The 12151-nt window shown below is 70.0% G+C and carries 11 protein-coding genes; 7 read left to right on the forward strand and 4 right to left on the reverse strand.

The features are described from left to right. Positions 1-385: 385 nt before the first annotated feature. Positions 386-1888, reverse strand: coding sequence for an MFS transporter (locus ACFV2J_RS38625; protein ID WP_385443147.1), 1503 nt, complete (start codon positions 1886-1888; stop codon positions 386-388). A 155-nt stretch (positions 1889-2043) separates the two neighbouring features. Here ACFV2J_RS38625 and ACFV2J_RS38630 point away from each other — a divergent pair, with 155 nt between their 5' ends. Further along, positions 2044-2691, forward strand: a complete 648-nt coding sequence (locus ACFV2J_RS38630) for a TetR/AcrR family transcriptional regulator (protein ID WP_385086244.1) — start codon at positions 2044-2046, stop codon at positions 2689-2691. 386 nt (positions 2692-3077) lie between these two features. After that, complete coding sequence (locus ACFV2J_RS38635; RefSeq protein WP_385086217.1) at positions 3078-3608, forward strand: hypothetical protein; 531 nt, start codon at positions 3078-3080, stop codon at positions 3606-3608. 128 nt (positions 3609-3736) lie between these two features. Here the strand turns inward: ACFV2J_RS38635 and ltaE are convergent, their stop codons facing one another. Then, the gene (gene ltaE, locus ACFV2J_RS38640; protein WP_385086219.1) at positions 3737-4876 is read right to left on the reverse strand and encodes a low-specificity L-threonine aldolase; all 1140 of its coding nucleotides are present in this window, start codon (positions 4874-4876) and stop codon (positions 3737-3739) included. A 129-nt stretch (positions 4877-5005) separates the two neighbouring features. Next, positions 5006-5440 (reverse strand): VOC family protein, encoded by a 435-nt coding sequence (locus ACFV2J_RS38645; protein WP_385086221.1) that lies wholly within the window; start codon positions 5438-5440, stop codon positions 5006-5008. A gap of 184 nt (positions 5441-5624) precedes the next feature. Between ACFV2J_RS38645 and ACFV2J_RS38650 the strand changes: the two genes are divergently transcribed. The 4 genes from ACFV2J_RS38650 to ACFV2J_RS38665 all read left to right on the forward strand — a co-directional run bounded on the left by ACFV2J_RS38650 (position 5625) and on the right by ACFV2J_RS38665 (position 9865). Further along, complete coding sequence (locus ACFV2J_RS38650; protein ID WP_385086223.1) at positions 5625-6353, forward strand: hypothetical protein; 729 nt, start codon at positions 5625-5627, stop codon at positions 6351-6353. Next, the gene (locus tag ACFV2J_RS38655) at positions 6350-7006 is read left to right on the forward strand and encodes a Fic family protein (protein WP_385086225.1); all 657 of its coding nucleotides are present in this window, start codon (positions 6350-6352) and stop codon (positions 7004-7006) included. The genes ACFV2J_RS38650 and ACFV2J_RS38655 overlap by 4 nt, the downstream gene beginning before the upstream one ends. 350 nt (positions 7007-7356) lie before the next feature. Continuing rightward, a complete protein-coding gene (locus tag ACFV2J_RS38660; protein ID WP_385086227.1) occupies positions 7357-8562 on the forward strand; it encodes a lactonase family protein in 1206 nt (401 codons plus the stop codon). Between the two features lie 244 nt (positions 8563-8806). Then, a complete protein-coding gene (locus ACFV2J_RS38665) occupies positions 8807-9865 on the forward strand; it encodes a hypothetical protein (RefSeq protein ID WP_385086229.1) in 1059 nt (352 codons plus the stop codon). Between the two features lie 153 nt (positions 9866-10018). Here the strand turns inward: ACFV2J_RS38665 and ACFV2J_RS38670 are convergent, their stop codons facing one another. Further along, entirely contained in the window at positions 10019-10684 is a 666-nt protein-coding gene (locus tag ACFV2J_RS38670; protein ID WP_385086231.1) for a hypothetical protein, read from the reverse strand. A gap of 313 nt (positions 10685-10997) precedes the next feature. Here ACFV2J_RS38670 and ACFV2J_RS38675 point away from each other — a divergent pair, with 313 nt between their 5' ends. After that, a complete protein-coding gene (locus tag ACFV2J_RS38675) occupies positions 10998-12020 on the forward strand; it encodes an NAD(P)H-dependent glycerol-3-phosphate dehydrogenase (protein ID WP_385086246.1) in 1023 nt (340 codons plus the stop codon). Positions 12021-12151: the final 131 nt, after the last annotated feature.

Raw genomic sequence — 12151 nt, forward strand, 5'->3', positions numbered from 1 at the left:
CCCCAAGCCTGGCGCCGCCACCTCTACCTCATGCTCGACGCCTTCCGCACCCAAGGCGCCCACCAACTACCCGAACCACCCCTCACCAGCGAACAAGTCGACCAAACCCTCGCCACCCTCGAATGCAACGACGAAGGCTGCCGCGAACAACGGACCTGACCACACGAGGGACGAGGCCGCGGACGACAGCCGCGCGCATCACACGGGACCGACGCCGCCCCCGCCCCGGCCGCTGCCGGACACGCAGCGACGCCACCCCGACGACCAGTACCGGATGATCCGGATCCCCGGCGACTGATCGCGCACTTCAGCCACCACCTCGACGGGACCGTGCCGCGCCATGCCCGTACGGAGACCTCGTGACGCCTCTGGTCGAACCCCGCCGTCAGGCGGGCTCCTGGACCGCGGGTTCCTCGACCACAGGCTCCTCGACCGCGGGTTCCTCGATGGTGTGGGAGTCGGTGAGGCTCAGTGCGCCGCCGCCCGCGATCAGTCCGACGACGGCTGCGAGAACGGCGTAGGTGATCCGTTCGCCGTGGAAGAACGACGCGACGAGGTCGCCGCTCCAGACGCCCGGGGGAAGCTGGGTGGTGACCAACGCGGCGATCAGCGTGCCGACCACGGCGGTACCGACGCTGGAACCGACCTCTTGGGCCGTGTCGTTGAGAGCGGCACCGATGGAGGTGCGGTTGCTCGGCATCGCGTCGACGAGTGCGACCGCGCAGATCGTCATCACGGTGCGCAGTCCCACGGTCATGAGCACCATGCAGACGGCGATGGCGGCGTACCCGTGGTCGACCCCCCAGGAGAGACCTGCCAGCGAGCCGGCCAGACAGGCCGCGCCCACCAGGCAGGCGACGCGGTGGCCGAAACGGCGTCCGAGCCACTCGGACAGTGGGGTCGCGGTGAGCATCGTCACGATGATCGGCAGGTTGGCCAGGCCTGCCCGTACCGGGCTCCACCCGTAGGCGTACTGGAAGTGGAGAATCAGTCCGAACATCACGCTGGCCATCGCGATGGACGTGCCGATCTGCGCGATGGTGGCGCCACGCACGGTGCCGTTCGAGAAGAGACCCAGGTCCAGCATGGGGGCCGCACTGCGCCGCTCGTGCCGTATGAACGCCGTGGCCGCCACGACGGAGCCCACGATCGACGCGAGGGTGATCGCGGAGAGCCAGCCGTGCTCAACGCCGCTGGTCAGTGAGTAGCAGGCGAGCCCGATGGCGCCGACGCTCAGGACGGCGCCCGGCACGTCGAGCGCGTCGTCGGTCAGGTCCTCCGGCCGGTCGGCCGGTACGCCGAGCCGGACGCCCAGGCACGCGATCACCGCGATCGGGGCGTTCACCACCAGCAGCCACTCCCACCGCACGTGGGCCAGAGCGGTGCCACCGAGCAGCGGCCCGAGGACGAAGCCGGACATTCCGACGACGATCATCACGGTCATGGCGCGCATCCGCAGGGCCTTGTCGTCGAACAGGCGGAAGACCAGCGAGTTCGTGATGGGGGCCATCGCCGCGGCGGCGACGCCGAGTGCGGCCCGCAGGGCGATGAGCTCGCCCGTCGTGGTGACGAGGATGACGCACAGACTCAGCGAGCCGAACACGGCGAGTCCGATCAGCAGCACTCGACGGCGGCCGAGCCGGTCGGCCATCGACCCGGCGGTGAGCAACAGGCCGCCGAAGGTCAGCGAGTACGCCCCGGTGACCCACTGCAACGCGGTCGTCCCGCTGCCGAGGTCGCGGCCGATCGTCGGCAGCGCGATCGACAGCAACGTGTTGTCGACCATCTCGACGAAAAACGCCAGACAGAGGGCAGCCAGGGGAATCCACGCCGCGCGTAGGGACGGGTAGGTGTTGCGTGGCGGAGCTTGAGGCGTGGCGGTGGTCATGACAGTCCTCTCGATCGAACGGCGTTCGGCTATCGAACGGCGTACGATGCGCTACAGTAGAACAACGTTCGATACGATGCAAGACGCGAGGGACGGAAGCCATGGCACGCCTGCAAGACCGCTCGAGCGCGGGACGTCGACGGGCCTCGCACTCGATGGAGTCGGTGCTCACCGAGGCGGTGGCCCTGCTCGACGAGGCCGGCGCGCCGGCGCTGACGTTCCGCGCGCTCGCGCAGCGCCTCGGTGGCGGCGTCGCCAGTATCTACTGGTACGTCGCGAGCAAGGACGAACTGCTCGACCGCGCCACCGACCATGTGATGGGCTCGGTACTGGCCGACGTCGAAAAGCTTCCGGGCAGCGACGACCCGATCGACGACCTTCGCGGAATGGCCGTGACCCTGTTCGACGCGATCGTGCACCGGCCTTGGCTGGGCGCCTACTTCATGCGCAACACCAACGTCCAGAGCAACTCCTTGCGCCTGTACGAGAAGCTCGGCCGGCAGACCCTTCGGCTGGACCTCAGTGCGCGGCAGCGGTTCCACGCCGTGTCCGCGATCGTGGGGGTCGTCGTCGGCTCCGCCATCGACATCGGACAGGAGCCGCCCCAGGAGATCCTCGACGGCGCCGTGGACCGCGACGAGTTCCTCGGCCGCTACGCCCAGGCCTGGCGGGAACTCGACCCCGAGGACTTCCCGTTCGTGCACGAGATCGTCGACGAGTTCGACGGCCACGACGACGTCGACCAGTTCCGCTCCGCGCTGGAGCTGACCCTGACGGGCCTCCGTCTGCAATCCGGCACCTGAGCAGGTCAGGCGCCCTACACCCTGCGGCCGGACCGGCGACACTCTTTGCCGCGCGGGAAAAAAAGACCCTCTCTCGATCCAGTCCCGGCCAAGGCGCAGCCCACGCACGCCAGGGCGCCCGCTCGTCGAGCAAGCCGGAAACGTCGTGACGGCAGCGTGATTGCACCTTCACCCCCGCAGGCAGCCGAGAATCGGCGCCGATTCGTTCAGCCGCCAGTGCTCGTCCGCGACGTGCGCCGCTGACGCACGGCACTTGCCGCCTCCGCCCCCGCCGCCGCATCCGCATCCGCATCCGCATCCGCATCCGCATGACGACGACCGAAGCCTGCCCTTCTCACCCCAGACCTACTTTTGAACATGTTCAACTAGGGGCGTACGCTGATGCCATGAGCGACAGAGCCGCCCTGCTGAAGGGCATTCGCGCATGGTTGGTGTTCTTCGTCGTCTGCCTGGTGCTCAGCGGGGCCACGGCCTTCCCCCTGGTGCACGAACTGCACTGGACCGAGGACCTGTTGCGGTCCCTTTCGGTGCCCGAGCATCTGCCCGCCCTGATGGACTGGATCGAGCGCGTACGCCACGGGCTCGACACCGCGGACGCCGAGTACCCCTTCCTGCTGTACGGCACGGACTGGCTGGCCTTCGCCCACCTCATGATCGCGGTGGCCTTCTACGGGCCGTACCGTGATCCCGTCCGCAACATCTGGGTCGTCGAGTTCGGCATGATCGCCTGCGCCGGCATCGTCCCGCTCGCGCTGATCTGCGGGCCGCTCCGCGGAATTCCCTTCTGGTGGACAGTCATCGACATGTCCTTCGGCTTCCTCGGGGTGATCCCTCTGTACGTCGTACGGAAGCGGATCAAGCGCCTGGAGGCGATCACCTCGCGTCCCGGCCCCGCCCCGGCACTGGCCGTCGAGTAGCGCTCGGCCCGATGCCGGACCGTCGCGGGAAGTCGATCCGGCCGAAGCACCGGCCTGGCCCAGTCCGCTCATGCGAGCGGACTGGGCCCGTGGTCACCCGAGCCGCTTGGCGGTCGAAGAGGCGGTGATCAGCTCTCGGCCGGTCCGCCGACCGCTTCGGTCACGGTCTTGCGCACGATCCGCACCGCGTGTTCCACATCGGCGCGCGTCACGTCCAGGTGGAACACGAAGCGCAGTTGGCCGGGGTACGCCCCGCACAGGAGGCCCCGACGCTCCAGCCGGGAGGCCACCTCGTCGGCATCGAGGCCGGAAGCAGACTTCGCGAAGACCATGTTGGTCCCGCTCGGCTCCACGGTCAGCCCCTTCAGCCCCTTCAGTCCCTCCGCGAACAACGCGGCGTGCGCGTGGTCGTCCGCGAGCCGTGTCACATGGTGGTCGAGCGCGTACAGAGCCGCGGCAGCGAGGACGCCCGCCTGACGCATTCCGCCACCGAGAACCTTGCGCCAGCGTCGCGCACCCGCCACGAACTCCCGGGACCCCACGAGCGCCGAGCCGACCGGCGCTCCCAGTCCCTTGCTGAAGCAGACCGAGACGCTGTCGAAGTGACCGGCGATCCGTCGTGCCTGGTCGTACGGGTCGTCCCCGCCGGCCACCGCGGCGTTGAACAGCCGCGCCCCGTCAAGATGCGTGGCGAGTCCGCGGTCCCGGGCGATCTGCGTGGCCGTCTCGAGGTACTCCATGGACACAGCCCGGCCGCCCACGGTGTTCTCCAGGCAGAGCAACCGGGTTCGGGCGAAGTGCGGGTCGTCCGGTTTCACGGCCGCCGCGATGTCCTGCGGGTCCAGCGTCCCGTCCGCCCGGTGCGGGAGCGGCTGGGGCTGAATGCCTCCGAGCACGGCCGCGCCGCCACCTTCCCACCGGTACGTGTGGGCCATCTGACCGGCGATGTATTCGTCTCCGCGACCGCAGTGGGTCAGCAGAGCGCACAGGTTGCTCTGTGTCCCCGAGGAGACGAACAGCGCGGACTCGAATCCGAGGATCCCGGCGATCCGCTCCTGGAGCGCGTTGACGGTGGGGTCGTCGCCGAAGACGTCGTCCCCCACCTCGGCCTCGGCCATGGCCCGTCGCATGGCCTCGCCGGGCCGAGTGACGGTGTCGCTGCGCAGATCGATCGGGTGACCGGGCTCGTCGCGGGCGGCGTCCGCCCGGTTCCCGGCGTGGGAGACATCGACGGGGTCAGCGGCGCGGGTGCTATCGGTGGTCGACACACGCACACTCTGCCACGGTTGGAGGGACCGCGGCCGTCCGGGGGGACGATGATCACGTAGACCCCGAGCCGACCGCCCCTGCCCCTGCCCCTGCCCCTGCCCCTGCCCGCGAGAAGAGCGCGCTCGTGGTCACGAGGTCGAGGTGTCCGAGGTGCTCGACGGATCCATCCACATGACCTGCCAGCCGTGGCCGTCGAGGTCGAAGAAGCTGCGTGCGTACATGAAGCCGTGGTCCTCGGGGCCGTCCGCCTCGGAGCCGCCCGCGGCGAGCGCGGCCTCGGCGACCGTGTCGACCTCGTCGCGCGTTGACACGCTGAAGCAGTAGAGCGCCAGCGTGTGCGTGGTGGGGTCGGCCATCGGCAGCTTCGCGAACTTCGCGAACGTCTCGTGGCTGAGCAGCATGACGGAGGCCTGCTCGCCGACCAGCATGCAGGCGGCGGTCTCGTCGGTGAACATCGGGTTGTAGCTGAACCCGAGCCGCGCGAAGAACGCCTTGCTGCGCGCGATGTCCGCCACGGGCATGTTCACGAACAGCATGCGACCGGCGTGTGCGGGAGTGGTCATGGTGGCTCTCCAGTCCGAGGTTCGGTGGTGTACGAGGAGGTAGACCGGCCGAGCCCGCGGAACTCATCGGCGGCGCCCGTCCACCTGGGCCGAAGAGACGGAGGCACCCACACACGGCCCGCTGTGACCGTGTCGTGCGGAATCGGGTTGGCGTTCGAGCGGCTGGTCACGGCAGAGTGGCGTGGTGACTGAGCTGTGGGCGCGCGCCCTGACCTGGGCAGAAGTGGATCCGTTGCGGCATCCGTTCGAGCTGGATGAAGATGCGGCGAAGGAGTTGGCCGCTCTTGTGTCGCCCTTGCTGCCGGAGGCCGGCGCCGCGAAAGAGGAGCGTTGGCGTTCGCTGGAGCCGGTGACCGACTTTCTGGTGGACCGGTACGGTCGCTGGGCCTGCGGGTGGAACTGGTCGGTGGGCGAGGGCGACACCGACGGAGGGGTCGTCGACGCCTGGTGCTGCGCCTCCCATTCCGTGACGACGGCTGACGCGACCGCCCCCCTGGTCGTCGCGTCCCTTCTTGAATGGCGTGACTGGCTCGTGGATCTGGCCGAGCGCTTCGCCGCCCTGGCACCGCCGTCGGCCTCGGCCGAGTCCCCCACGGTCCCCTCGACGGATCCGTGGGTGAACTCGGCGGAGTCCCCCATGGACCCCTCGACGGATCCGTGGCATTGGGAGCGGGCGTGCACCCGACTGGTCACCGTGGTGGCCGACCGCACCCAAGCCGAAAGCGGCTGGTACGGGCACTGCATGCAGGTCCTCGAATGGTTCCTCGCCTACAACGGAATTCACGAGCGGCGAGCCAAGGAGATCGTGGAGAACGCGGTCGGTGGGCGTTTCGGCAGCTGGACCGCACCGGACGTCGCGGTGGTCGAGGCGGTGAGCTCGCGGTTCGCCCGGACCGTGGGCGAGCACCGATGAACCACCGGCCCGATCACCACAACGACGCCCTCGCCGACTGGCTGCGCATCCGTACGGAGATCTCCTGGCCCCGCTGGATCGGCGGGCTCCCCGTCGCCGAACGACCGGCGCTCGGCGGCTTCCAGGACTTTTTCACCGCGACACGCGGCGGCCGCGACGCCGAAGGGACCACGCGGGTTCTGACCGCCCTCGACCAGGCTCTCGCCGACGCGGAGCAAGGCGCACAGTTGACCTTCACGCTCATGGCGAACTGGCAGCGGACCGTGCTGCACCGCGACGCCGTGGGCTTCCGCACCATGCCGGCCTTCGCGAAAGGCGGACGAGAGCGCTACGGCCTCGCGCCCGACACACCGGCACGGTTCGAGCACTGCCTCGCCGAAAGCGCCCGCCCGGACCCGCCACTCCCGTCACGCGCCGCCCGGACCTACCTCGATGTCCTCTTCTTCCATCCGTTCGAGGACGGCAACGCCCGCGCGGCCATGCTGGCGCTCGCCTTCGTCCTGGCCCGCGAAGGCGTCCACCTCGACCAGGTCCGCCCGTTGCACACCACACGCTGGGCAGACGACGCCGAGGGCGCGGCCGATCTGGCGGTGCTGCTCGGAATCCTCATCACCGCGGCCGAGCGCCGCCGGTCCAACGGAAGCAAGTCATGACCGGGTTCGACGTCATACTCGACGAACTCGCCCAGAGGCTAAGCCCGATGCGACGCACAGGCGTACGCACCTCATCGACGCGCGGCTCACGAGGCACGGCGTTCCTGCCGGAGATCCCGCGGCCGTCCTGAGGGTGCCCGAGGGAACGCGAACCCTATGCCTGCAACGAGAGCGCCGACCACCGAGCGACGTACGAACTGGCGTGGGACCGCGGCACGGTGAGCGGTGCGTGGGAGTTCTTACGAGAGACTGACGCGGAAGCCGAACCCCTCCTGCCCCACCCACCGCGTGGGCAACTCTGGCTCTGCCCGCCTCCACAGATGGTGGCGGCCGAGCCCGAGGAGTAACGCATGAGCAGGCACAACAGGCGCAGGTCGTCGCTGCGGTCTCGGCTGACCATCGGCGCAGCCGGAGTCCTCGCCGCGGCCGCGGCCGCCACGTCGGTGACCGTCGCCTCGGCGAGGGAGACCCGGCCACGAGGGGACACGGCCAAGGCCGACCATGCCGTCTTCGTCCAGGGCGACGAACTCGACGGCAACACCATCCACGTCTTCAAGCGCGGCAAGGGCGGCGAGTTGACGGCCGCGGGCCGCTACGCGACGGGGGGCAGGGGAGGCGATCAGGTCGACGCTCCCACCGACTCCCTCGCCTCGCAGGGCTCGCTCGTCTACGACGACCGGTCGGGGCGACTCCTGGCGGTCAACGCGGGAAGCGGCACCGTGACGTCGTTCCGGGTGCACGGACAGAAACTGACGGACCGTCAAGTAATACGCACGGGCGGGGACTTCCCCTCCTCGATCGCGGTGTCGGGCCGGCTCGCCTACGTCTTGAACGCGGGAGGTGCCGGGAGCGTCCAGGGTTTCCGGATCACGGCCGAGGGGCTTGAGCCGCTGCGGGGTTCGCACCGCTCTCTCGGGCTGGACAACAAGAAGGTGCCCCTGTTCTCCAGTTCACCGGGTCAGCTCGCGTTCACCCCGGGCGGGGGCCACTTGGTCGTCACCACCAAGTCCGCGAACACCATCGAGGTCTTTCCGGTACGGCGTGACGGGCGTCCCGCGCGCCGGGCGGTGGTCAACGAGTCGGCCGGGGGCGTGCCGTTCGCCATCACCTTCGACCGGGCCGGCCGCATGCTGGTGGCGGAGGCGAAGGACTCCACGGTGAGTACGTACAAGGTGCGTGCCGACGGCACTTTGGACGTCCTCCAGAAGCCCCTGCCGAACGGCCAGAAGACGCTGTGCTGGCTGGAACGCGCGGGTGACTTCTTCTACGGGGGCAACACCGGCAGCTCGACCGTCACCGGCTACCGCACCGACCGCCACGGCAGGCTGGCACTCACCGACGCCGGCGGCGTCGCCACCCCGCCGTCGGCCTCGTCCCAGGGCGTCATCGACCTGGCGGTGACGAAGGACGAAGGCTTCCTGTACGTGCAGAACGCCACGTCCGGCACGGTCGACGGGTTCCGTGTGGGCGCGAACGGGTCCCTGACCAAGGTCACCACCGTCACCGGACTTCCCTCCTTCGCCGAGTCCGGCATGGAGGGCATCGTCGCGGTGTAAGAAAGCGGCCGCCGCCACGATGGGCGCCCCGGGCACCGTCGTCCGGGGCGCCGTGCCGTCCCCGTTCCTTCGTGGCGTGACCGCGGCGCCGCCGTCGCGTCCGTCGACGAGCCGACCGCCACGAGAACGATCGGAGTGGCCGGGCCTCATGGCACGGTTGGCCGGGAATCGATTGGAACGCCATCCGGCCACGTGGTTGCCTGACTTGCCGGCCAGACGGGTCGGTCAGGGGGAGGAGCAAGGCATGTCGGTCAGTCAATATCGGGTCAGGTCCGGTCTGTTCGCCGCGTCCCTGCTGGCCGGGTCGCTGGCAGTGCCTGTAGCGGTCGCCGGGCCCGCGGAGGCCACGGCGCCGGTGTCGTCCGCCGGGACGATGCGAGACCTGGGCACGCTCAGCGACGGAACGTACAGCGTGGGGCGGGCGGTCAACGAGCAGGGCCAGGTCGCCGGCTTCGGGGGCACGGCGGGCGGCAACGACCACGCGTTCCTGTGGTCCGACGCGGACGGTATGCGGGATCTCGGCACACTCGGCGGCGCGGCCAGCTCCGGACAGGCGGTCAACGATCAGGGCCAGGTGGCGGGGTACGGCAACACGACGGAGGGCGCCCTGCACGCGTTCCTGTGGTCCGATGTGGACGGTATGCGCGATCTCGGCACGCTCGGGGGGCAGTTCAGCGAGGCTCTCGGGGTCAACTCCCAGGGGCAGGTGACGGGGGACTCCACGACGGGCGGCAACCGCACCGAGCACGCGTTCCTGTGGTCCGCCTCCGACGGCATGCGGAACCTGGGCACGCTCAGCGGCGGGACGACCAGCGTCGGGCAGGCGGTCAACGATCAGGGCCAGGTCGCGGGGTACGGAGACACCGCGGACGGGAACAGCCACGCGTTCCTGTGGTCCGCCTCCGACGGCATGCGCGATCTGGGCACGCTCGGCGGAAGCTTCAGTCTCGCGGTCGCGGTCAACGACCAGGGCCAGGTGGCGGGGTACGGCGGCACGGCGGACGGCGAAACGCACGCGTTCTTGTGGTCCGCCTCGGACGGTATGCGCGATCTGGGCACGCTCAGCGGCGGAACCAGTTCCGGGCAGGGCGTCAACGAACAGGGTCAGGCCACCGGGTTCGCCACCATGGAGAACTGGGACAACCATGCGTTCTTGTGGTCCGCCTCGGACGGCATGCGCGATCTGGGCACGCTCAGCGGCGGAACGACCAGCCTCGGGCAGGGGATCAACGGGCAGGGCCAGGTGGTGGGGTACGGAGACACGGCGGACGGCAGCACGCACGCGTTCCTGTGGACGCCCTAGCGTCGCGCTCCCGCCGAGGACGCCGCACGGCTTGCGCCCGAGTCTCACCGACCAGAGGTCATGGGAGGCCGCTTACCCGCCGTGTTCGGCCTGCGCCACGTGCGCGGACCCCGGGGTGCGTGCGGCCGCCTTCGCTCGTCCGGGCAGATCGGATCAGTCGTCCTTTCCCGGGGGCTTCTTCGGCAAAGTGGTGAACCTCCGCCGGACCGGGGCACGGTGATCGACTCCGAGGAAGTTCTGGAAGTCCCAATAGACGCCACCTTCAAGGCGTCCGTACGCGTCGCCCGGGCGGGCGGGGCTGTTGCGTGGGTCGTCCTCGTCCTCCCAGTCGAGGTCCTCGTACGCGGGGTCGTCGACGCGGTACTGGGTCAGGTAGGCACGCGCATGCTCGATGTCCAGGTCCAGAGCCGGGAATTGGGCCAGCAGGAGATCGGGGCGCCCCTGGCACGGAACGTCGCCGAAGAACGAGGAGAAGTCGCCCGTCGTCTGCTGGAACCGGTCGATCGCCGTGCCGTGGTGGAACAGCTCACAGCCCCAGAAGTCGTCGTCGTAGATGAAGACCAGCAGCCCGGGGCAGTCGTAGGTGCGCGAGACGTGGAGCTGGGCGCGTCGGCGCAGGTCCCACTCCCAACCCCGGGTCCATTCCAGCACGGTCCAGTCGCCGCGCCGCTCGGACAGGGCGTAGGAGTCGCGGTTGACGTCATCGACGTCCTCCAGCTTGAGCGTGTGCTCCTCGCCGCGCCAGAAATCCTCCAGCGCGGCGTACACCTGCTCGTGGTCGACGCCGTAGAACAGATTGGTGCGCCGGAATGTACCCAAGCGTGCCCCCCAAGGCATGTCGTCGGTGAGCGGCGGCAGGTGCGTTCACCCCGCCCTCGTCGCGGCCCCCCGTCGAGAGAATCCCCCGGTCGTCTCGACGGGACGCCGGCGGCCACATTAACCCCCGACCCCCCGTTCCGGCGCGGCCGTTTTCCCGGCCTGAGGCACCGGGCCCCTCCCCCGCGCGCGGCCCCTTCGCACATCGACTTCCGAGGAGAGGGCGACACGGACGGACGAAGAACGCCGCCGTACGGCCCCGGTGTCCGGAGAGACCGATAGGGTCGACGGGGTCCGGACTCAGGCCGTGGATGGAGTGTGTCGGGTGGTTCGGGTTGCGGTGCTCTCCGCGGGATCGTGGGGAACGGCCATGGCGAAGGTCTTCACCGACGCCGGCGGTGACGTCGTCGTCCATGCCAGACGGGCCGAGGTGGCCGACGCGATCAACACCGTCCACCAGAACCCTCGCTACTTCCCCGACGTCCTCCTGCCGCCCCGCCTCCGGGCGACGACGAGCGCGACGGAGGCCCTCTCCGGTGCGGCGTACGCAGTGCTGTCGATCCCGGCACAGACGCTGCGGGGGAATCTCGCCGCCTGGGCCCCGCACATCGGCGCGGAGGCGATCGTCGTCAGCATGATGAAGGGCATCGAGACGCACTCCGGGCTGCGCATGTCCGAGGTGATCCACGAGATGACCGGCATCCCCTTCGAGCGGATCGCCGTGCTGTCAGGACCGAACCTCGCGCGGGAGGTCGCGGCCGGGCAGCCGGCGGCGTCCGTCATCGCCTGCCCCGACGAAACCGTGGCCACCGCGCTGCGGACGGCCTGCCACACCCCGTACTTCCGCCCCTACACGTCCACCGACGTGGCGGGCTGCGAGCTCGGCGGCGCCACCAAGAACGTCATCGCCCTCGCCGTCGGGCTCGCAGCCGGGCTCGGTCTGGCCGACAACGCCCGGGCCCTGCTCATCACACGCGGCCTCGCGGAGACCGCCCGGCTCGGCGCGGCGCTGGGCGCCGACCCGCTGACGTTCTCCGGACTCGCCGGGGCCGGTGACCTCATCGCCACCTGCTCCTCGCCGCTGTCCCGCAACCGGAGCTTCGGCGAGTACCTCGGGCAGGGCATGAGCATCGACGAGGCCACCCGGGCCACGCACCGGACGGCGGAGGGCGTGAAGTCCTGTCGGGCGATCCTGGGCCTGGCCCGGACCCACGGCGTCGAGATGCCGATCACCGAGGTGGTCGCCTCGGTGATCGACGGTACGGCCACGGTGGCGGACGCCGCCGCGGCCCTGATGTCCCGGACCCCGAAGGCCGAGCACCACGGCGCCCGATCCTGACAACCCCCGGCCGGGGATGAGCGATCACGGCCCGCCGGTGCTGCGGCGGGCCGGCCGGCCGCTCGGCGTGGACACCTCCTGCCATGCCTGGATCGTGTTCCGGGCCGGGCACGGCTGGGCAGGGCACCGCC

The sequence above is a fragment of the Streptomyces sp. NPDC059668 genome (genome assembly GCF_042734135.1).
In the GTDB taxonomy this organism is placed as follows: domain Bacteria; phylum Actinomycetota; class Actinomycetes; order Streptomycetales; family Streptomycetaceae; genus Streptomyces.

Bases quoted from the DNA above. Each gene is read 5' to 3' on its own strand.
- ACFV2J_RS38625 (WP_385443147.1), bottom strand. From the start codon at position 1,888: ATGACCACCGCCACGCCTCAAGCTCCGCCACGCAACACCTACCCGTCC.
- ACFV2J_RS38630 (WP_385086244.1), top strand. From the start codon at position 2,044: ATGGAGTCGGTGCTCACCGAGGCGGTGGCCCTGCTCGACGAGGCCGGC.
- ACFV2J_RS38635 (WP_385086217.1), top strand. From the start codon at position 3,078: ATGAGCGACAGAGCCGCCCTGCTGAAGGGCATTCGCGCATGGTTGGTG.
- ACFV2J_RS38645 (WP_385086221.1), bottom strand. From the start codon at position 5,440: ATGACCACTCCCGCACACGCCGGTCGCATGCTGTTCGTGAACATGCCC.
- ACFV2J_RS38655 (WP_385086225.1), top strand. From the start codon at position 6,350: ATGAACCACCGGCCCGATCACCACAACGACGCCCTCGCCGACTGGCTG.
- ACFV2J_RS38660 (WP_385086227.1), top strand. From the start codon at position 7,357: ATGAGCAGGCACAACAGGCGCAGGTCGTCGCTGCGGTCTCGGCTGACC.
- ACFV2J_RS38665 (WP_385086229.1), top strand. From the start codon at position 8,807: ATGTCGGTCAGTCAATATCGGGTCAGGTCCGGTCTGTTCGCCGCGTCC.